General features: G+C 73.8%; 20 protein-coding genes. 9 read left to right on the top strand and 11 right to left on the bottom strand.

The window, feature by feature from the left end; all coding sequences use genetic code 11:
• Positions 1 to 2: 2 nt before the first annotated feature.
• Positions 3 to 1433 carry a rifampin monooxygenase Rox gene (locus DEJ43_RS02320; protein WP_015031687.1) on the bottom strand — a complete coding sequence of 477 codons (1431 nt, stop codon included), beginning with the start codon at positions 1431 to 1433 and terminating at the stop codon, positions 3 to 5.
• A gap of 207 nt (positions 1434 to 1640) precedes the next feature.
• Here DEJ43_RS02320 and DEJ43_RS02315 point away from each other — a divergent pair, with 207 nt between their 5' ends.
• Positions 1641 to 3071, top strand: a complete 1431-nt coding sequence (locus DEJ43_RS02315; protein WP_015031686.1) for an amidase — start codon at positions 1641 to 1643, stop codon at positions 3069 to 3071.
• Here the strand turns inward: DEJ43_RS02315 and DEJ43_RS02310 are convergent.
• Entirely contained in the window at positions 3049 to 3372 is a 324-nt protein-coding gene (locus DEJ43_RS02310) for a hypothetical protein (protein ID WP_015031685.1), read from the bottom strand. The genes DEJ43_RS02315 and DEJ43_RS02310 overlap by 23 nt on opposite strands.
• Before the next feature lie 82 nt (positions 3373 to 3454).
• Positions 3455 to 4015, bottom strand: a complete 561-nt coding sequence (locus DEJ43_RS02305) for a DUF6328 family protein (protein WP_015031684.1) — start codon at positions 4013 to 4015, stop codon at positions 3455 to 3457.
• A 232-nt stretch (positions 4016 to 4247) separates the two neighbouring features.
• Here DEJ43_RS02305 and DEJ43_RS02300 point away from each other — a divergent pair, with 232 nt between their 5' ends.
• Both DEJ43_RS02300 and DEJ43_RS02295 read left to right on the top strand, forming a co-directional pair.
• The gene (locus DEJ43_RS02300) at positions 4248 to 4640 is read left to right on the top strand and encodes an STAS domain-containing protein (protein ID WP_015031683.1); all 393 of its coding nucleotides are present in this window, start codon (positions 4248 to 4250) and stop codon (positions 4638 to 4640) included.
• A 34-nt stretch (positions 4641 to 4674) separates the two neighbouring features.
• Positions 4675 to 5187, top strand: a complete 513-nt coding sequence (locus DEJ43_RS02295; protein ID WP_015031682.1) for an ATP-binding protein — start codon at positions 4675 to 4677, stop codon at positions 5185 to 5187.
• 311 nt (positions 5188 to 5498) lie between these two features.
• Here DEJ43_RS02295 and DEJ43_RS02290 read toward each other — a convergent pair whose 3' ends face one another.
• Complete coding sequence (locus DEJ43_RS02290) at positions 5499 to 6476, bottom strand: SigB/SigF/SigG family RNA polymerase sigma factor (protein WP_015031681.1); 978 nt, start codon at positions 6474 to 6476, stop codon at positions 5499 to 5501.
• 249 nt (positions 6477 to 6725) lie between these two features.
• Between DEJ43_RS02290 and DEJ43_RS02285 the strand changes: the two genes are divergently transcribed.
• Complete coding sequence (locus tag DEJ43_RS02285) at positions 6726 to 7076, top strand: ATP-binding protein (protein WP_015031680.1); 351 nt, start codon at positions 6726 to 6728, stop codon at positions 7074 to 7076.
• Here DEJ43_RS02285 and DEJ43_RS02280 read toward each other — a convergent pair.
• Positions 7070 to 7429, bottom strand: coding sequence for an STAS domain-containing protein (locus DEJ43_RS02280; RefSeq protein ID WP_015031679.1), 360 nt, complete (start codon positions 7427 to 7429; stop codon positions 7070 to 7072). The genes DEJ43_RS02285 and DEJ43_RS02280 overlap by 7 nt on opposite strands.
• A gap of 136 nt (positions 7430 to 7565) precedes the next feature.
• On the opposite strand from DEJ43_RS02280, the gene DEJ43_RS38745 reads away from it, so the two are divergent.
• Entirely contained in the window at positions 7566 to 8147 is a 582-nt protein-coding gene (locus tag DEJ43_RS38745; RefSeq protein ID WP_015031678.1) for a helix-turn-helix transcriptional regulator, read from the top strand.
• Between the two features lie 12 nt (positions 8148 to 8159).
• Here DEJ43_RS38745 and DEJ43_RS02270 read toward each other — a convergent pair whose 3' ends face one another.
• Genes DEJ43_RS02270 through DEJ43_RS02260 form a run of 3 tightly spaced genes read right to left on the bottom strand, consistent with a single transcriptional unit; the run spans position 8160 to position 10836 of the window.
• Positions 8160 to 8654, bottom strand: a complete 495-nt coding sequence (locus DEJ43_RS02270; protein ID WP_015031677.1) for a GerMN domain-containing protein — start codon at positions 8652 to 8654, stop codon at positions 8160 to 8162.
• A complete protein-coding gene (locus DEJ43_RS02265; RefSeq protein ID WP_015031676.1) occupies positions 8651 to 10144 on the bottom strand; it encodes a sensor histidine kinase in 1494 nt (497 codons plus the stop codon). Before DEJ43_RS02265 ends, DEJ43_RS02270 begins: the two co-directional genes overlap by 4 nt.
• A complete protein-coding gene (locus DEJ43_RS02260) occupies positions 10141 to 10836 on the bottom strand; it encodes a response regulator transcription factor (RefSeq protein ID WP_041661982.1) in 696 nt (231 codons plus the stop codon). Before DEJ43_RS02260 ends, DEJ43_RS02265 begins: the two co-directional genes overlap by 4 nt.
• 134 nt (positions 10837 to 10970) lie before the next feature.
• On the opposite strand from DEJ43_RS02260, the gene DEJ43_RS02255 reads away from it, so the two are divergent.
• Genes DEJ43_RS02255 through DEJ43_RS02240 form a run of 4 tightly spaced genes read left to right on the top strand, consistent with a single transcriptional unit; the run spans position 10971 to position 14636 of the window.
• A complete protein-coding gene (locus DEJ43_RS02255; protein ID WP_015031674.1) occupies positions 10971 to 11621 on the top strand; it encodes a hypothetical protein in 651 nt (216 codons plus the stop codon).
• Positions 11618 to 12709 (top strand): peptidoglycan-binding protein, encoded by a 1092-nt coding sequence (locus DEJ43_RS02250; RefSeq protein WP_015031673.1) that lies wholly within the window; start codon positions 11618 to 11620, stop codon positions 12707 to 12709. The genes DEJ43_RS02255 and DEJ43_RS02250 overlap by 4 nt, the downstream gene beginning before the upstream one ends.
• On the top strand, positions 12706 to 13446 hold the full coding sequence (locus DEJ43_RS02245; protein WP_015031672.1) for an ABC transporter ATP-binding protein: 741 nt from the start codon (positions 12706 to 12708) through the stop codon (positions 13444 to 13446). The genes DEJ43_RS02250 and DEJ43_RS02245 overlap by 4 nt, the downstream gene beginning before the upstream one ends.
• Positions 13443 to 14636, top strand: a complete 1194-nt coding sequence (locus tag DEJ43_RS02240; RefSeq protein WP_015031671.1) for an ABC transporter permease — start codon at positions 13443 to 13445, stop codon at positions 14634 to 14636. The genes DEJ43_RS02245 and DEJ43_RS02240 overlap by 4 nt, the downstream gene beginning before the upstream one ends.
• Here the strand turns inward: DEJ43_RS02240 and DEJ43_RS02235 are convergent.
• The 3 genes from DEJ43_RS02235 to DEJ43_RS02225 all read right to left on the bottom strand — a co-directional run bounded on the left by DEJ43_RS02235 (position 14623) and on the right by DEJ43_RS02225 (position 18691).
• Positions 14623 to 14988 (bottom strand): MazG-like family protein, encoded by a 366-nt coding sequence (locus DEJ43_RS02235; RefSeq protein WP_015031670.1) that lies wholly within the window; start codon positions 14986 to 14988, stop codon positions 14623 to 14625. The genes DEJ43_RS02240 and DEJ43_RS02235 overlap by 14 nt on opposite strands.
• On the bottom strand, positions 14985 to 17021 hold the full coding sequence (locus DEJ43_RS02230) for an ABC transporter ATP-binding protein (protein ID WP_015031669.1): 2037 nt from the start codon (positions 17019 to 17021) through the stop codon (positions 14985 to 14987). Before DEJ43_RS02230 ends, DEJ43_RS02235 begins: the two co-directional genes overlap by 4 nt.
• A gap of 251 nt (positions 17022 to 17272) precedes the next feature.
• Positions 17273 to 18691: a DEAD/DEAH box helicase gene (locus DEJ43_RS02225; protein ID WP_015031668.1), complete on the bottom strand. Its 1419-nt coding sequence runs from the start codon at positions 18689 to 18691 to the stop codon at positions 17273 to 17275.
• Between the last annotated feature and the right edge of the window lie 48 nt (positions 18692 to 18739).

The following is an 18739-nucleotide window of genomic DNA, read 5'->3' as shown; positions in this document are numbered from 1 at the left end:
GCTCAGCCGGCCGTGGCGGCGCCGAACCACGCGGGCATCCGGGTGAGCAGCTCCTGCTGGTCCTCGCCCGCCCACACGACGTGGCCGTCGGGACGCAGCAGCACCGCGGGCACGTCCAGTTCCTCGCTGACCTCGACGACGTGGTCGACCCGGTCCTCCCACCCGGCGACCGAGAGCCGGCCGGTCTGGTCGAGCAGCAGTCCACGGCCCTCGTGCATCCGCTCGTAGAGCCGGCCGTGCTTGAGCGCGAGGTCCCGCATCCGGCGGCCGAGCAGCTCGTGGCCCTCGCCGACGTCGTAACGGACCGAGATCGCCGTGATCTTCTCGATCAGGTACCGGTTGACGTTCTCGAACTCCACGAGTTCCGCCATGAGCCGGCGGACCGCCTGCGGCCCCGGCTCCGTCGACATCAGCTGGATCTGCGCGCGGGTGTTGTCCAGGACCTCGGTGGCCACCGGGTGCCGCTCGGCGTGGTACGTGTCGAGGAGTCCCTCCGGCGCCCAGCCGTCGACCTCGGCGGCCAGCTTCCAGCCGAGGTTGAACGCGTCCTGGATGCCGAGGTTGAGGCCCTGCCCGCCGGTCGGCGGGTGGATGTGCGCCGCGTCGCCAGCGAGGAACACCCGGTCGACCCGGTAGCGCTCGGCCTGTCGGGTGGCGTCGCCGAAGCGGGAGAGCCACCGGGGCGAGTGCACGCCGAAGTCCGTCCCGGCGTGGGCCCGCAGCTGCTGCTTGAACTCGTCGAGGGTCGGGGAGGCCGTCCGGTCCTCGGCGACGCCCTCGGCGGGGACGACGACGCGGAAGACCCCGTCCCCCAGGGGCATCGCGCCGAATCGCTGCTGGGTCTTGCGGACCTCGGTCATGACGGAGGTCAACTCCTCCTGGGAGGCGGTCATCTCCATCTCGCCGAGCAGGGTCTCGACCCTGGACGGCTCGCCGGGGAACGCCACGCCGAGCAGCTTGCGCACCGTGCTGCGGCCGCCGTCGCAGCCGACGACGTACCGTGCGCGCAGCTGTTCGCCGTCGGCCAGGTCGACCGTCACGCCGTCCTCGTCCTGGCGGAGACCGACCAGTGCCCGGCCGCGTCGGATCTCGGCTCCGAGTGCGGTGGCGTGCTCGGCCAGCAGCTGCTCGGTGATCACCTGCGGGACGGCGAGGACGTACGAGTGCGCGGTGTCCAGCCGCTCGGGCCACGAGGTCGCCAGACCGGCGAAGAAGCCGCCGACCGCGACCGTGTGCCCGCGTTCGAGGAAGCGCTCCAGGAGCCCGCGCTGGGCCATCACCTCGATGCTGCGGACGTGCAGCCCCTGCGCGCGGGACTGCCGCGTCGGCTCCGTCTCCTTCTCCAGCACGAGTACGCGCACGCCGTGCAGCCGCAGTTCGCCGGCCAGCATCAAGCCGGTCGGACCGCCACCGACAACGATCACGTCAAACATGAGAACCGCCCCGTTTCCGCAGGTCAATTGGTACGGCTGTGGATTCTGCCGTACGACGGGGGCCTTGCCGCAAGCCCCCCTGTGCGCTATAAGTTGAGAGTGGCAAGGAGTGGTTTTCCCTCCTTGCCTTTCTCTTTGTCTCGCGTGTTACCGGTTGGTAGGGCATGCTGGCGGCCAACATCCACACGGCCGGGGGCTGAGGTAGCGGTGACGACTTTCGAGGAACGCGAGACGGTGCACGCCTTCCGGGACGACGCGCTGGGGGAGCACGACGCCGTCGGGCTCGCCGAGGCGATACGGCGGGGCGAGGTCGGCGCCGCCGAGGTCGCCGAGGACGCCGCCGAGCGGGTACGGCAGGTCGAGGCGCGGCTGCACGCAGTCCAGACGCGCGTCGACGCCCCCGTGCCCGGCACGGCGGGCGGCGCACTCGCCGGAGTGCCGACCTTCGTCAAGGACAACACCGACTTCCTCGGCCTGCCCACCGGCCACGGCAGCGCCGCCTTCACCCCGAGGACCGCGCGCCGCCACGCACCCTTCGCCCGACAGCTCCTGAGCAGCGGCGTCACCGTCCTCGGCAAGACCAGGCTCCCCGAGTTCGGCTTCAGCCCGGCCACCGAGTACGAGCACGCCGAACCGGTGCGCAACCCGTGGAACACCGCGTACTCGGCCGGGGGTTCATCGGGCGGCAGCGCCGCGCTCGTCGCCGCCGGAGCGGTACCCATCGCCCACGCCAACGACGGCGGCGGCTCGATCCGCATCCCCGCGGCCTGCTGCGGACTCGTCGGACTCAAGCCGACCCGCGGCCGGGTCGTGACCAACGACCAGAGCCGCCGGCTGCCCCTGGACATCGTCTCCGACGGCATCGTGAGCCGGTCCGTACGGGACACCGCCGCGTTCCTCGCCGCCGCCGAGACCCACTGGCGCAACCCCGCACTCCCGCCCCTGGGACTCGTCGAGGGCCCGTCGGACCGCCGCCTGCGCATCGGGTTCCTGGTCGACTCGCCGAACGGCGTCCGCGCCGACGCCGTCACCCGGGCCGCCGTGGACGAGACCGTGGCGACCCTCGAACGGCTCGGCCACACCGTGGAACCGGTGGAACTGGACCTCGACCCCCGCTTCACCGAGGACTTCCTCGTCTACTGGGGCCTGCTCTCGTTCCTGATCGGCGCCACCGGCCGCACCTTCGGCGCCGACTTCGACCGGCACCGGATGGACGGCCTGAGCCGGGGGCTGCGCGAGGAGTACCTCAAGAGCTGGCGGCGCACCCCGGCCGTGCTACGGCGGCTGAAGCGCACGAAGGTCGCGTACGCGGCCGCCTTCCGCGGGCTCGACCTCGTCCTCACGCCCGTCCTCGCCCACACCACCCCGCGCATCGGGCACCTCAGCCCGACCGTCCCCTACCCGACCCTCGTCGAACGCATCCTCGCCTACGTCGCCTTCACGCCCGTCAACAACGTCGTCGGCACGCCGTCGATCTCCGTCCCCGCGGCGACCACGACACCGGACGGGCTGCCCGTCGGCGTCATGTTCTCCGGCCGTCCCGGCAGCGAACGGAACCTCCTGGAGGTCGCCTACGCGCTGGAGGCGGACCGACCGTTCCGCCGCATCCAGGACGTCAGTCGTCCAGAGCGCGCTTGAGCTGCGCCTTGTTCATCTTCGAGCGGCCGTCGAGGTTGCGGCGCCTGGCCTCCTCGTACAGCTGGTCGTACGTACGGCCCTGAGCGCCGCTGTGCGAGCGTTTGCCGCCGCGCTCGCCTGAGGACATGTCCTCCAAGGACAGCTTGCTCGCCGTCTCCGACTCGCCGTGCCGGGCGCGTTCCTTGTTGACGGTGCGGGCGGCGATCTCCTTGGCGCGCTTCTCGCTCTCGCCGCGCTGCTCCGCGCTCTCCTTGATGTGCTCGTACTGCCGTTCCCGCTTCGGGCTGGATCCGCGCGGCATGACGTGCTCCTTCCCTCGTCGTCCCGGCCCCGTTCGATCGGCCGGCTGGTCGTGCCCGTGCGGCTACCCGCACCCACCCCGCTCACTCCTCGCGCTCCGCGGTGTGCCGGCGGCGCGCCCACAGCGGCAGGGCGAACCAGCACAGCAGGTACCAGGCGAGGACCGCCCCGACGATCCACGGGACGAGCCCGTCGTCCGTGGCCACCCGCAGGATGAGGAAGAGCGCGCTCGTGAGCGTGGCGAGCAGGAGCACGATGCCGACGAAGATGAGCCGGGACGCCCAGGTGACCGCGTGCGGCTTGAGCCGCCGCCCGGCGACGACACGGTGGAAGGACACCGGCCCTATGAGCGCGCCGGTGGCCAGCGACCCGAGGACCACGGTGGCGATGTAGATCCCCTTGTCGGCCGAGCCGAGGCTCTCGAAGCGGGGCGTGAAGACCACCGTCAGCAGGAAACCGAGCAGGATCTGGACGCCCGTCTGGGCCACCCGGGTCTCCTGCAACAGGTCCTGCCACTGCCGGTCGGCGCGCTCGTCCGCCGTCTCCTCGCGCCCCCTCCTGCGGCCCGTCCCGCCCGACGCACCCGTCCCGCCCGTCCGGCCGCGCCCGTCATCGCTCTCCCGCCCGGTGCCGTCGTCCGCCATCCGCCCTCACCTCCCGCTCCCGGGGCCCCGCGCGCAACCCGGGGGCCATACGCCCCGACTGCCCCGTCGGCCGGGGTCACATCCGTACCCGGGACACCCTTCGTGGCAACCCACGAGACACCGCTGCCGACCGGAGCGCACGGCCGGCGGCCTCCACTCGCCGTGCCGGGAGCCTCCGGCGTATCGTCGGCCTCAGCCCTGATGGCCGCGGCGACGGGAAGCGGAGCACTGGATGTCAAGGGATGCGACGGTGACGGGTGACGTCGGGCCCACCGGCCCACGTCTGACGGCCGCCGTGCGGTGGAGCGGTGCCACGGCCGTCGTCACGGTCACGGGCGAACTCGACCGGGACACCCAGGAACCCCTGCGCGAGGCCCTGGCCGGAGCGCTGGAACGGCGCCCCGAGCGGATCGTGGTCGACTGCGCACAGCTCGCGTTCTGCGACTCCACCGGGCTGAACCTGCTGCTCACCACACGCCTTGAGGCCATCGAGGCGGGCGGCGCACTGGAACTCGCCGCGCTGAGCCCGCCGGTCGCGCGGGTCTTCGACATCACCGGTGTCATCGCCGTGTTCACGGTGTACGAGGAGCTGCCGGGGGAACTCGCCGAAGGAGAGCAGCCGTGAACGCGGCGTGGAGCCGGGGACGGCGGAGGCGGGGATGAGCGAACCGATCCGGGTGCGAGGGCAGATCAGGCGCCTCGGGCTGCCGAGCGGCGAGTCGGTGGTGGCGCGCTGCCGCGACTTCTGCCGCGTCGCGCTCGAAGACTGGGACTGGCCGGGTTCCCCGGGAACCACGGGCCTCACCCCGGCGGAACGCGAGCTGGCGATCGAGGACGTGCTCCTGGTGGTCTCGGAAGCGGTGACCAACGCCTGTCTGCACGCCGGCGGCCCCACGGAGCTGGTGATCCGGCTCGCCCCCGCGGACCCGCGGCGGCCCGCCGAGGTGGCCGGCGACCTGCGGATCGAGGTGAGCGACCGGAGCAGCCGCACCCCGGCCTTCCGCCCGCACGGCGCGCCGGGGACGCCGGGCGGCAACGGTCTGATCGTGATCGACCGTCTGACGCGCGCGTGGGGCGCCGTCACCACGGAGGCGGGCAAGTCCGTCTGGATGGAGGTGGCGACACCGGTCCCGGCGTCCCGGCCCCGGGCCGGCGCGGGGGAGACCCCGTAGGAGCGGAGGTGGCGACGCCGGTCCCGGTGTCCCGGCGTCGGGCCCGCGCGGGGAGACCCCGTAGGGGCGGAGGGGGCGACGCCGGTCCCGGTGTCCCGGCTCTGGGCCCGCGCGGGGAGACCCGGTAGGAGCGGCCGGCGGCCGAGGCGCGCGGCACCCGGGCCCAGGACTCGGGGGCCCATAGGGTTGCATCGGCCGAGGTGCGCGGCACCTGCGCCGAGGCTTCGGGGCGCGCGCCGGGAAGCGCGGGGCAGCCCGCGGGACCCGGCGCACGACGCGACGGGTCCCGCGGGCTGCCGCCCGGCGGGACGTCAGGTCCGCTTCGCGGCGACCCTCCGGGCGGCGGCGGTCCCGCGGGTCCCTGACGCGGGCGACCCGGTCGCGGCCTCGGCCGCCGGCGGGTCCTCCGTGGTCAGGGCCGTACGCAGGCCGCCCAGGATGCGGCTGAGGAGCCGCGACACGTGCATCTGCGAGAGGCCGAGACGCTCGCCGATCTCCGCCTGGGTCAGCTCGCCCCCGAAACGCAGCGCCAGGATCGTGCGGTCCCGCTCGGAAAGGGCGGCCACGAGCGGCTTCAGCGCCTCCAGGTTGAGCACCTTCTCGAAGGCGTCGTCATCGCTACCGAGACAGCGGGCGAGCATGCCGGGCCCGGCGTCCTCGTCGTCCACGGGCACGTCGAGCGAGCGGCTGGCGAACCCGTTCGCGGCGATCCGGCCCTCGCGCAGCTCGTCCTCCGTGATGTGGAGACGGTCGCTGAGCTCGGCTGCCGTCGGCGGCCTGCCCAGCTCCTGCTCCAGGGCGTCGTTCGCCTTGGCCACGTCGAGGCGCAGCTCCTGCAGCCGCCGGGGCACGTGGACGCTCCAGCTGGTGTCCCGCAGGTGGCGCCGGATCTCGCCGAGCACCGTGGGCAGGGCGAAGGACATGAACTCGTTCCCGCGTGCGGGGTCGAAGCGGTTGATGGCCTTGATGAGGCCGACCGTGCCCACCTGGACGAGGTCCTCCCAGTTCTCGCTGGAGTGACGGAACCGGGTGGCCGCGTACTTGACGAGGCTCAGGTTCAGCTCGACCAGGGTGTTGCGCACGTACGAGTACGACGCCGTGCCCTCCTCCAGTGAGCGCAGCCGCTCGAAGAGCGCCGTCGAGAGCGTCCGCGCGTCCGAGGTGCTCACGGCCAGGGGGTCCGCGATCTCCGGGAGACCGGTCAGGGCCTCCGCCGGCGGCTCGGGGCCGGCGCGCGGGGGGAGGGCCGAGGTTCGGCCGATCCTGGCGGTGGTGCGGTGGTTCGACATGAAGGCTCCTCGAAGAGGTCCCCTCTGAATTCATACCCGTTCCCGCGCCGCGCACGCGACGGGGGAACGGGAGCGAACGAGGAAGGGGGAATGCGGACGCTCCGTCGGGGCAGGGGCCGGGTGGACGAAGCAGAGAGGCGGGGTGGGAACGAGCGAAGACAGGGCGGGATGGGAGTGACCACGGGACATCGCACACCGCACACGAGCCGGCATCCGGTTCCGCGTGACGCGGCCGAGGCGCGCGCCCGGGTGGCGGAGGCCTTGGAGGTGGCCGCGCTGGAACCGGGGACCCCGCCCTCCGCGACCGCGGTGGGAGACGCGCTGCTCGTGACGTCCGAGCTGGTGACCAACGCGCTGCGGCACGCCGGCGGGCTGACCGGCTTCGGTGTGGACGTCGACGCGAGCGCCGTGACGATCAGCGTCGCGGACCCGAGCGGTGAGCTGCCGCACTTCACGGACGTCCGCAGACGGGAACGGGCCTGCGGCGCGGCGGAAGGCGGCTTCGGCTGGCCGCTGGTCCGGCAGCTCGCGGAGGAGGTCAGGGTGTTCCTGCCGCCGGGCGACGGCAAGACCATCGAGGCGCGGCTGCCGCTTCACTGAACCGGCTCCGTCCTCGGCCCGTCGAAGAGCCAGCCGGTGCCGGTCAACCGGAGCAGGCGGGTCATCCGGGGGCTCGCGGCGACCACCCGGAGGGGGAGGCGCCCGATGTCGAGGTGCTGGTACCGGGCGGCCAGGAAGGCCCGCAGGCCGGCGCAGTCGCAGAAAGTGACGGCGGAGAGGTCGAGGGCGACGCCCCCGGGGTGGGCGCGCAGCGCGTCGGTGAGGGCGCGCAGCAGCGTGGAGGCGGTCGAGGCGTCGATCTCACCGCTGACGAGGAGGGTGCCGTCCGGCGTGACATCCGTGGTCATCCGCGGAGGTGCTGCCGGGACGGCCGCGAGCGGGGTGGGATTCATCGTGGGCTCCCATGGGGTCAGCCACTGTGGGCTGTTTCATCACCATCATCCGCATCTGTCACAAAATATGTCAAGAAAAACATGAGATGTATTTCCGGTCTTGCGGCTCATGAGAAGACCGTCCCATAATGTCCGTATGAGTGACAGTGCAGGTGACCGTCAGTCATGGACGTTCCTGACGAATCACGCCCGTGTGCTGGTGGTGATCGCCAGGGACCCGGGCGTTCGCCTTCGGGACGTCGCCGCCGCGTGCGGCGTGACCGAGCGGACGGTGCAGGCCATCGTCGCGGATCTCGAAGCCGCCGGATACCTCACGCATGCTCGTGAAGGGCGGCGCAACCGCTACCGCCTGGCTCCCGGCAAGCGTTTCCGGCACCCGCTGGAAGGCGACTACGAGATCACCGGTCTCCTCGACCTCCTCAAGGCCTCACCCGGCGACGGCTCCACCGGGCGCCACGCGGCGGACCGAGACGGCGACGGCCGGTCCCGGGCGGGCCGCCCCGACGGCGACCACGCCGAACACGACGGCGACGGCCGGTCCTGGGCCGGGCGCCCCGACGGCGACCACGCCGAAAGAGACGGCAACGGCCGGTCCCGCGCGGGCCGCCCGAACGGAGACCGCGCCGACGGAGACCGCCCCAACGGAGACAGCCCCGACGGCGACCACGACCACGACGGCGCCCCCCGGCCGGGCGCCGGCTCGCGCGTCCTCCGCTGAGACGCCCGGCCGCTATCGGTCGAGGAACTCGGCACACCGGTAGGGACCGAGGCCCGGGCCCTCCGGCGGTACCAGCGTGACCCGCACGTCGTCCGCCCTGACCTTCGGGTCCAGGACGGACTGGGCCCGCGCCAGCGAGCACACCAGCTGCCCCGTCCCCTGGTCGCGGCCCGACCCCGGGTACGGCCCCTCGAGCCGGACCGTCACCCCCGTGCCCCGGCCGGTCACCGTGTAGCCGCCGATGTCGACCAGGTTGGTCAGGCCGTCCCGCCGCTCGGCGGGCGGCGGACCGGCGGCGAGCAGCTTCACCACCGAGCCGAGGTCCGTCACCTCCCGGTCGAGCACGGGCACACTCCGCAGGCCCGCGTCGGACGCGAAGTACAGCCTGACCCCGCGGGTGAGCCCGGTCGCCGGTTCACCCGCGCCTATCACCCCGGTCGGCTGGACTCCGCACCCCACCAGGGCCGTCCCGAGCACGCCGAGCAGCACCCCCGCCCGTACCCTCACTCCGTGTCCTCTCCGGTACGCCGCAGGGGCAGCCGCAGGGTGAACACCGCGCCGCCCTCCGGGCCTTCGGCGACCTCGATCGTGCCGCCGTGCAGACGGGCGTTCTCCAGCGCGATCGCCGTGCCGAGGCCGCTGCCCTGCCCACCGGTGTCGGACGCGCTCCGGGTGCGGGCCGTGTCCGCCTTGTAGAACCGGTCGAAGACCCGCTCCCGCGCCTCCGGCGGCAGGCCCGGGCCGTGGTCGGCGACCTCCAGCGCCACCCGCGCGCCGCCGTCCGCCGCGACGCCTGTGCCGAGGGTCACGACGACCGGCGGCGCGCCGTGCCGCAGCGCGTTGCCCACCAGGTTCGCGACGATCACGTCGACGCGCCGCCGGTCGACCACCGCCCGGACGCCCTCGTCGAGGCGGACCTCCACCCGGTCCGTCCACCCGCGCAGCGCGAGCGACGCCCGTACGGTGTCCGCCAGATCGGTCTCGGCCGCGTTCAGTTCGACCGCGTTCGCGTCGAAGCGGGAGATCTCCATCAGGTCCTCCACGAGCCGGGAGAGACGGGCCGTCTCCGCGCCCACGGTCCGGGCCGCCCGGGCCGCGTCGGGCGGCAGCTGGTCGGCGTCCTCCTCCAGGACGGTCGCGACCATCGTCATCGCCGCGAGCGGCGTGCGCAGTTCGTGCGACACGTCCGCCACGAAGCGGCGCGCCTTCGCCTCCTGGTCGCGCAGCCGGGCGTCGGAGGCCTGGAGGGCGTCCGCCGTCTCGTTGAACGTCCGCGCCAGATCGGCGAGTTCGTCGTGGCCCCGGACCGCGACCCGGCTGCCCAGCTCGCCCGCCGCGAGCGACCTGGTGGCCCGCCCCAGCTTCCGCACCGGACGCAGCACCGTCCCGGCCGCGAGCAGCGCCAGCACGGCGGCCAGCGCGACCACGGGCAGGATGCCCGTCCGCACGGAGTCCAACAGGGCCGCGGTGTCGTCGCGTTCGGCCCGGAGATCGGTGATCACGAAGACCTCGAGGCCGGAGGCGCGGCGGTCCCCGTCCGCGTACGTCACGGGCATGCCGACCACCAGATACGGCTCGTCCCGCCACGTCACCCGCTGGAACCTGGCCCCGTCCCCGGCGCGTACGGCCGACCGCAGCGCGACGGTGATCCGGCCGTCCGTGTCCGCCAGCGGGTCCGAGGCCGCCACCAGGTCCCGGTGACGGGCGACCACGAGGCGGGCGCCGAGGCCGTCCGAGATCTTCGCCGCGAACCGGGACAGCGCGCGCTGGTCGGGCGGCAGGTCGAAGTCGGCGGCGACCGCGGTGACCCGCGTCCTGACGTCGTCCACGGCGGCGTCCTGGGTGCGCCGCAGGACGGCGGTGCGCGCGTCCCGGTAGGCGAGCGCGGTCGCGGTCACCGCGCTGACGAGCGCGACCACGACGAACGTCACGACGAGCCGGGTCCGGAGACCGCCGACGAGCCGCCGGGAGCGACCGCCGCGCCCACGGCCCCTCACAGCGGCCCGAAGCGGTAGCCGAAGCCCCGTACCGTCTGCACGTACCGCGGCCGGGCCGGCACGTCCTCCAGCTTGGCCCGCAGCCGGCCGACCGCCGCGTCCACCAGCCGGGAGTCACCGAGGAAGGTGTGGTCCCAGACCGAGGCGAGGAGCTGTTCGCGACTGAGGACCCGGCCGGGGGAGGCGGAAAGTTCGAGCAGCAGCCGCAGCTCGGTGGGCGGCAGCGGGACGGGGACGCCGTGCTTGGTGACGGTCAGCGCGGCCCGGTCGATGACGAGCCCCGCGAGGTCGGCCCCGGCCACCCGGCTCACCGCGGACGGCTCCGCGCGCCGCAGCGCGGCCCGGATCCGGGCCTCCAGGACGGGCGCGGTGACCGGCTTCACCACGTAGTCGTCGGCGCCCGCCTCAAGACCCGTCACGATGTCGTGGTCGTCGCCTCGCGCGGTCAGCATGATGACCGGCAGCGTCGCCGTGCGGGCGCGGATGCGCCGGCACACCTCGAAGCCGTCCATCCCCGGCAGCATCAGGTCGAGGACGGCCAGCTCGACCCTCGCCCCCTCCGGGGCGTCGAGCAGCGCGAGCGCCTCCTCCCCGGTGGCCGCCGTGTCGACGCCGTACCCGTGGCGGCGCAGCACGAGCTCCATTCCGTCCCGGACGGACGCGTCGTCCTCGATGAGCAGTACATGCGGCATGCGGTCGATTATGGGTGCCGCACGGACCCCGCGGCGGCCCCGGGAGGGGGTCGACGCCCAGGTCGGAGGCATTGTTACGTTCCCATCATGTCCCCATGGAACCGCCATCACGTGTCCTGGCGAGGGTGAGGGACATGAGCCAGCAGACAACCTCCCGCGTCCCCGCCCGGCTGCGCCTGACCGCGCTCGCCGCGCTCCCCGTCCTCGTCCTCACCGTCGCCTGCGGCGGCGGTGACGGCGCCGGGGGCGCACCGAAGAACGACGCCATCGCCTCCGTACCGGAGACCGTTACGGCCACCCCCGCCGCGAAGGACACCGCGGGCCCGAGCGCCCGGCCCGCCGGGAAGAGCGCCTTCTACGACGCCCAGCTCGCCTACGTCCGGTGCATGCGCGTCAAGGGCGGCTACCAGGACTTCCCCGACCCCAAGCTCAGCGGCCACCTCGACTGGGGCAAGGTCGAGGAGATCTCCTCAAGGCCCGGCCAGATGGAAGCGGCCAAGGGCGGCCGGAACGGCGTCTGCGTCCCCGAACTCCAGAAGGTCATGCAGGCCGAGCCGGCCCGCGACCAGCAGAAGGACTACGAGTCGATGCTGGCGCACGCCAAGTGCATGCGGGACAACGGCATCTCCCGGTTCACCAACCCGACGATGAGCGGCGGCAACGCCCAGCCGGGCGGCGACCCGAACCCGGCCGACCCGGCCATCGACAGCGGCTCACCGGCGTACAAGCAGGCCCGCGAGGCGTGCAAGGCGAAGCTGCTCGACGGTCTGGACGGCATGCAGTGAAGCGCCGCACCGCCCTGCGCACGCTCGGCGCCGTGACCGTCGCCGCCGCCGTCACCGGGGGAGTGGTCCTCCTGGGCGATCCCCTCGGCGGCGCCCCCGGCTCCGGCGCCGCCGGCCGGAGCGGCGACGCGCCGCCCGCCACGGCGACCGTCGTCCGCACCGACCTCGTCCGCGCCAAGACCGTCGACGGCACGCTCGACTTCGCACAGCGCAGGCCCGTCAAGTCCGCCGTCGTAGGAACGGTCACCGTCGCCGCGACCGAGGGGAGAACGGTGACGAGGGGGCAGGCCCTGTACGAACTCGACGACAAGCCCGTCACCCTCCTCTACGGCCCGGTCCCCGTGTTCCGCGAGATGAAGACCGGCGACCGGGGCAGCGACGTCCTCCAACTGGAGCGCAACCTGCGCGACTTGGGACACGGAGCCGGACTGTACGTCGACACGCGGTACGACAAGGACACCGAGACGGCCGTCAAACGGTGGCAGAAGTCGCTGAACCGGGAGCCCACCGGCCGGGTCGGCAAGGGCGAGGTCGTCTTCCAGCCGGGCCAGGTCAAGGTGGTCTCCGCCGACGCGGCCCTCGCCGACCAGGTCGGCCCGGACCGGCCCGTCCTCACCGTCGCCTCCACCCGGCCGGTCGTCCGGGCCCGGCTCGACCAGACCGACGGCCCCCTCACCGCCGCGGGCACCAAGGTCGAGGTCACCCTGCCCAGCGGGAGGACCGCCGCCGGACGGGTCGCCGGAACCGTACGGCCCGAGGACACCGGCACCGGGGACGGCACGGCCGGCCAGGACGGCATCGTCGTCGAGGTCGTCCTCGACGGCGGCACGCGCGCCGCCTCCGGCGAGGACACGAAGGCGCCGGTCAGCGTCAGGTTCGTCAGCGAGTCCCGCAAGGGCGTCCTCGCGGTGCCGGTCGAGGCGGTCCTCGCCCTGCGCGGCGAGAACGGCGGCTACGGCCTCCAGATCGTCCAGGGCGGCACGACCACCACGATACGGGTGGAGACGGGGATGACCGCCGACGGCCGGATCGAGGTCAGCGGCCCAGACGTGCGCGAGGGCCTCACGGTGGGAGTCGCCGCGTCATGAGCCACGCCCCCGCACCCGCCCCCGCTCACCCGGCGCCCACCCCCGTCGTCGAGCTGTGGAACGCCACCAAGGCGTACCCCGGCGGCGTCCACGCCCTGCGCGGCGTGAACCTCACCGTCGACGCCGGCGAACTGCTCGCCGTCGTCGGACCCTCCGGCTCCGGCAAGTCCACCATGCTCCACGTCATGGGCACCCTCGACAAACCCACCAGCGGTACCGTCCGCATCGCAGGCCACGAGGTCTCCGCGCTCTCCGACAACCGGCTCTCGGCCCTGCGCGCCCGCCACATCGGCTTCGTGTTCCAGCACTTCCACCTCGCGGCGGGACGCGACGCCGTCGACAACGTCGCCGACGGACTGCTCTACGCGGGCGTACCGCTCAGGGAACGCCGGGCCCGGGCCCGCGCGGCGCTCGCCCGGGTACGCCTCGACCACCGCGGCTCCCACCGCCCCCACCAGCTGTCCGGCGGCGAGAAGCAGCGGGTGGCCATCGCCCGCGCGCTGGTCGGCGAGCCCCTGCTGCTGCTCGCCGACGAACCGACGGGCGCACTCGACACCGCGTCCGGCGAGATCGTCATGGAGCTGCTGCACGAGCTGAACGCCATGGGAACCACGATCTGCGTGATCACCCACGACAACGAGATCGCGAACTCCCTCCCGCGCCGCGTCCGCTTCAAAGACGGCGAGATCGTCGCCGACGAACGTCCCGACTCCCGCGAGGACGGGGTCACTTCATGAAGCGCGCACTCACCCCCGCCCGGCTGCCCGCCCGCGACGTCCTCCGGACCGGCGCCGTCGGCCTCCGCGCCCGCCGCGCCCGCGTGGTGCTCTCGGCCCTCGGCATCGCCATCGGCATCGCGACGATGGTCGCCGTCGTCGGGCTCTCCGAGTCGAGCCGCGCGGACCTGATGGCCCGGCTCGACCGCCTCGGCACCAACCTCCTGACCGTGGAGGCCGGCAAGGACGCCCTGGGCCAGGAGGTCAGACTCCCCAAGAACGCGGTCGCGATGGTCGAGCGGATCGGCCCCGTCCAGCACGCCACCGGCACCGGCGACGTCGACGCGCGCATCCGCCGCAGCGACCTGGTGCCCGAGGAACGCACCGCCGGCGTCACCACCCAGGCGGTCCGCACCGACCTGCTCGCCGCGCTCGGCGGCGAGGTCGACCGCGGCGTCTGGTTCGACCCCGCCCGCGAACGGCTCCCGGTCACCGTCCTCGGAGCGGTGGCCGCCGAACGGCTCGGCGTCACCCGCACCGGCGAGACCATCATGATGAACGACACCCGCGTGGTCGTCGTCGGCATCCTCAAACCGCTCGAACTCGTCCCCACCCTCGACCGGGTCGCGATGGTCGGATTCCCCGCCGCCGAACGCCACTTCGGCTTCGACGGGCACCCGACCACCGTCTTCGAGCGCTCCACGGACGCCTCGGTGGAGGACGTACGGGCGATCCTGGCCCGCACGATCAGCCCCGGCGGCGAAGGGGGAGTGAAGGTCTCCCGGCCCTCCGACGCGCTCGCTGCCAAGGCCGCCACCGACAAGGGCCTGACGACCCTGATGCTGGGCCTCGGCGCGGTGGCCCTCCTGGTCGGCGGCGTCGGCGTGGCCAACACCATGGTCATCTCCGTCCTGGAGCGCCGCCAGGAGATCGGTCTGCGGCGTGCCCTCGGCGCGACCCGCAACGCGATCCGGCTCCAGTTCCTGACCGAGTCGCTCCTGCTCTCGGCGCTCGGCGGGGCGACCGGGGCGCTCCTCGGGGCGGCGGCGACGTACGGCTTCGCGCGGTTCCAGGGCTGGACGGCGGTCGTCCCGCCCTGGTCCCTCGCGGGCGGTCTGGCCGCCACCCTCCTGATCGGCGCGGTCGCGGGCCTCTACCCGGCCGTCCGCGCCTCGCGCCTCCACCCGACGGTGGCCCTCAACGCGACGTGACCACCGGGCCGTCGTCCTGCGGGTGCGGGAGGAACTTCGCCGCCTTCCGGGCGAGGACGGCGGCGAAGAACTCGGGGGCGTCGTCGGGCCGCATGCGGGTCAGCGCGACCATGCCGGTGACCACGGCGTCGACGACCTCCTCCTGCACCTGCTCCCAGCTGTGGCTGCGGCCCTTGCGCGGATTCGAGGCCCGGGCTCCGATGACCGCCTGGGCGGCCTCCCCGACCTCCTCGGTGAGCTTGAGCACCTGCATCGTCCACTGCTCCTCCGGCGTCAGTCCCCGTCCGGCGTCGAACTCCGTGAACAGGGCCGAGAGCGAACGGATCGTGTCCCACGGGTCGTCGTCCCTCACGGGGTCTCCTTCGGCGTGCCACCGGTCGTCGTGTCGCGCGGGCGGTAGCCGCCCGCCTGCAGGGTGAACATCGAAGCGTAGGCGCCGCCGAGGGCCATCAGGGAGTCGTGCGAACCTGACTCCGTCACGCGGCCGCGGTCGAACACGAAGATCCGGTCGCAGTCGACGACGCTGGCCAGCCGGTGGGAGATGAGCACGGTGATCTGGTCCTCCCGCAGCCGGCCGCGCAACACGGCCTCGTAGACGGCGTGTTCGGACGGCGGGTCCATGCTCGCGGTCGGCTCGTCGAGCAGCAGCAGGGGCGCCTTCTTGTACAGACCGCGGGCCACGGCGATCTTCGCCCACTGCCCGCCGGAGAGCTCCTGCCCGCCCCGGAACCGCTTGGAGAGCAGCGTCTCCCACTGACCGGGCAGCGCGGCGACGACCTGGTCGGCCCCGGCGGCGCGGGCCGCGTCCAGAACGCGCTGGGGATCCGCCTCGGTGAGCGTGCCGGTGGACACCGTGAGGTTGGCCAGGGCGCTGAACGGCAGGTGCAGCGGGTCCTGGAGCACACAGGCGACCCGCGCGTGCACCGACTCGGCGTCCATCTCGGCGACGTCGGTGCCGTCCCACCGCACGGTGCCGCGCTGGGGCTCGTACAGCCCCGCGAGCACCTTGGCGCAGGTGCTCTTGCCCGAGCCGTTCAGCCCCACGAACGCGACCGTCTCCCCGGCGTGCAGCCGCAGCGAGATCCCGTCGAGGGCCGGAGCGTCCTTGCCCGGATAGGTGAACCCGACGTCCTCAAGACTGATCGTCTTCACCTGGTCCGGCGCCCGGAGCGCGGACCGCCGTGGCAGCAGCCGACGGCACTTCTCCTGTACGGCGAGGAGGTCGTCGACCCACAGCGCGTGCTCGTACACGAGGTGCGCGACATCGACGAGCCGGGTCAGCGACGCCTGCCCGGCCTGGATCGCCAGGACCGCCCCGGCCCCGGCCGCCAGCGGCAGCCACCCCGCGATCAGCATCGCCCCGAGGGCCGCGTACGTGATCCCGGTGCCGAGGCCGCCGACCGTCCGGCCCGCCAGGCTGAGCGCCGCCGAGTGGGTGCCGAGGCGGGTGTCCTCCTCGGCGATCCTGGTGGTCAGCCCGCGGTGCTCGGCCAGGAGCGCGCCCTGGGCGGTGTCCGAGCGCAGCTCGGCGGCCGCGTCCACGTCGAGCAGCAGCCAGGAGAACACCCGGACCCTGCGCTGGAGCGCGTTCCAGCGCATGAAGGAGCGGAACCGGTCCCGTGCTCCCCGCACGGCGGCCGCGCCCACCGGCAGGACGGACAGCAGCAGGAGCGGCAGGAGGGCGGGGTGCAGGACGCCGAGGACCCCCGCCGTACCGAGGATGCCGAGGGCCGCCGAGGCGAGGGAGACGACCTGCCCGACGATCTGCCGGGCGAAGTACAGCCCCCGGTCGTTGGCCCGGTGGACCTCGTCGTGCCAGGCCGCGTCCTCGACGGCCTCCAGGCGTACGTGGGCCGTGAGCCGCAGGAACTCGCATTCGAGCGCGGTGCGGATCTTGGGGGTGACCCGCGCCTGGGCGACGGCGACGGCCGCTTCGAGCAGCGCGCGGGCGGCGAGGAAGCCGACCACCGTGAGGAGCTGGGGGACCGCCGCGCGGACCCGGTCGGGCGTCGGGCCCTCGGCGAACAGCTCCCGGAGCACGGCCACCGAGGCCATCAGACCGAAGGCGCTCATGGCGGCCGACGCCAGCTGGCAGCCGACGACGGTCGCGGTGGCCCCGCGGTCGGCCCGCCAGGCGAGCCGCCCGATCCGCGCGATGATCCTCGGCAGCCGCGCCAGCACCTCACGGACGGTCGCCTGCGCGGCGGCGCCGTCGTGGACCGCCCAGTAGGCGTCCTCCAGCTCCGCCGTGAGGTCCCCGTCCCGGGGGCCCGCCGAGATGCTCGCGGGGGGAGGGGACAGCGGGGGAGGGCTCGGGGGCGCGGGCCGCGGCGCCGGAACGCCGGCGCCGGCCCCCGTCCCGCTGGTGTCGGTGGCATCGCTCAAGGGGGCCTCCGGGGTGCGTCTGTGGGTACGTTGCCGAGCTCAACGACATCGCGTCGACTTCGAACACACGTGTTTCAGACGCTCCCCGCACCCCACGGCGGCGCGAGAAGCCGAGCGTGCGGGATACACCGACCCTTGGCCGCGACGGCCCCGCCGCCGAGCCGGCCCTGGCCGAAACGCCGACGGTGACCGTCGGAAGCGAGGACAGGAAACCGTGCGGCACCGGCCCCCCGGCGGACCGGTCGACCGGCCTACTTGCCGCGGCGGATCCGCGCGGCCTGCCGGGCCTCGGCGGCCTTACGGGCGTCCGCGGCCTTGCGGGACTCGTTCTTGGCGCGGCCGGGGCGGCCCGGGACGGTCCCCATGCCACGGAAGGCCGCGCCGCCGCGCCTGACGCCCTCCTGGCTCTTCGCGGCGCCGTCCACGGGCACGCCCGAGGGCTTTCGGGCGCCGGTGATGCGGGTCAGCGCGGCCTCGCCCGAACGGACCTGGGTGACCTGGGGGCGGATGCCCGCGTCCGCCATGAGGCGGGCCACGTCACGCCGCTCCTCGGGCGTCACCAGGGTGACGACCAGCCCGGACTCCCCGGCGCGCGCGGTGCGCCCGCCACGGTGCAGGTAGTCCTTGTGGTCGGCGGGCGGGTCGACGTTGACGACGAGGTCGAGCTCGTCGACGTGGATGCCGCGCGCAGCCACGTTGGTGGCGACGAGGACGGGGACCTCGCCGGACCGGAAGCGGTCGAGGGTCCGGGTGCGCAGCGGCTGGGACTTGCCGCCGTGCAGCGCGGCGGCCCGCACGCCGCTGCCGAGGAGGTGCTTGGTGAAGCGGTCGACGGCCGCCTTGGTCGCCAGGAACATGATGACCCGTCCGTCCCGGGCCGCGATCTCCGTCGCGGTGGCGAACTTGTCGGCACCGTGCACGTGCAGGACGTGGTGGTCCATCGTGGAGACGGTGGCGGACGAGGGGTCGACGGAGTGGACGACCGGGTCCGCCAGGTAGCGCTCGACGAGGAGGTCGACGTTGCGGTCGAGCGTCGCGGAGAACAGCATCCGCTGGCCCTCCGGGCGCACCAGGTCGAGCAGCTCGGTGACCTGCGGCATGAAGCCCAGGTCGGCCATCTGGTCGGCCTCGTCGAGGACGGTGGCGGCCACGCGGTCGAGCCGGCAGTCCTTGCGCTCGACGAGGTCCATGAGGCGGCCGGGGGTGGCGATCAGGACCTCGGCGCCGTCGCGCAGGGCGGTCGCCTGACGGCCGATCGACATGCCGCCGACCACGGTGGCCAGGCGCAGCTTCAGGGCCCGGGCGAACGGCTCGAGCGCGTCAGTGACCTGCTGGGCCAGTTCCCGCGTCGGGACGAGGACCAGCGCGTGGGGCCTGCGGGACTCGGCGCGCCGTCCGGCGGCGCGGACGAGCAGCGGCAGGCCGAAGGCGAGGGTCTTGCCGGAGCCGGTGCGGCCGCGTCCGAGGACGTCGCGCCCCGCGAGGGCGTCGGGCAGGGTCGCGGACTGGATCGGGAACGGCGTGTCGAGGCCGAGCCGGGCGAGGACGTCGAGGACCTCGGCCGGCAGGTCGAGCTCGGCGAAGGAGGCGGCCGGCGGCAGGGCCGGGGTGCCGGCGGGCGGCGCCGTGAATTCGTCCTTCGCCGCGGGGGTGCTGTGCGTGTCGTTCATGGGGCCTTCCTCGAAACGGTGCGTTTCGAGGAATTCACGACCGGGCCG

The sequence above is a fragment of the Streptomyces venezuelae ATCC 10712 genome (assembly GCF_008639165.1).
GTDB lineage: Bacteria > Actinomycetota > Actinomycetes > Streptomycetales > Streptomycetaceae > Streptomyces > Streptomyces venezuelae.
This window is presented reverse-complemented; position numbering and strand designations above follow the sequence as displayed.

Bases quoted from the DNA above. Each gene is read 5' to 3' on its own strand.
- DEJ43_RS02320 (WP_015031687.1), bottom strand. From the start codon at position 1,433: ATGTTTGACGTGATCGTTGTCGGTGGCGGTCCGACCGGCTTGATGCTG.
- DEJ43_RS02310 (WP_015031685.1), bottom strand. From the start codon at position 3,372: ATGCCGCGCGGATCCAGCCCGAAGCGGGAACGGCAGTACGAGCACATC.
- DEJ43_RS02305 (WP_015031684.1), bottom strand. From the start codon at position 4,015: ATGGCGGACGACGGCACCGGGCGGGAGAGCGATGACGGGCGCGGCCGG.
- DEJ43_RS02300 (WP_015031683.1), top strand. From the start codon at position 4,248: ATGTCAAGGGATGCGACGGTGACGGGTGACGTCGGGCCCACCGGCCCA.
- DEJ43_RS02295 (WP_015031682.1), top strand. From the start codon at position 4,675: ATGAGCGAACCGATCCGGGTGCGAGGGCAGATCAGGCGCCTCGGGCTG.
- DEJ43_RS02290 (WP_015031681.1), bottom strand. From the start codon at position 6,476: ATGTCGAACCACCGCACCACCGCCAGGATCGGCCGAACCTCGGCCCTC.
- DEJ43_RS02280 (WP_015031679.1), bottom strand. From the start codon at position 7,429: ATGAATCCCACCCCGCTCGCGGCCGTCCCGGCAGCACCTCCGCGGATG.
- DEJ43_RS38745 (WP_015031678.1), top strand. From the start codon at position 7,566: ATGAGTGACAGTGCAGGTGACCGTCAGTCATGGACGTTCCTGACGAAT.
- DEJ43_RS02260 (WP_041661982.1), bottom strand. From the start codon at position 10,836: ATGCCGCATGTACTGCTCATCGAGGACGACGCGTCCGTCCGGGACGGA.
- DEJ43_RS02255 (WP_015031674.1), top strand. From the start codon at position 10,971: ATGAGCCAGCAGACAACCTCCCGCGTCCCCGCCCGGCTGCGCCTGACC.
- DEJ43_RS02245 (WP_015031672.1), top strand. From the start codon at position 12,706: ATGAGCCACGCCCCCGCACCCGCCCCCGCTCACCCGGCGCCCACCCCC.
- DEJ43_RS02240 (WP_015031671.1), top strand. From the start codon at position 13,443: ATGAAGCGCGCACTCACCCCCGCCCGGCTGCCCGCCCGCGACGTCCTC.
- DEJ43_RS02225 (WP_015031668.1), bottom strand. From the start codon at position 18,691: ATGAACGACACGCACAGCACCCCCGCGGCGAAGGACGAATTCACGGCG.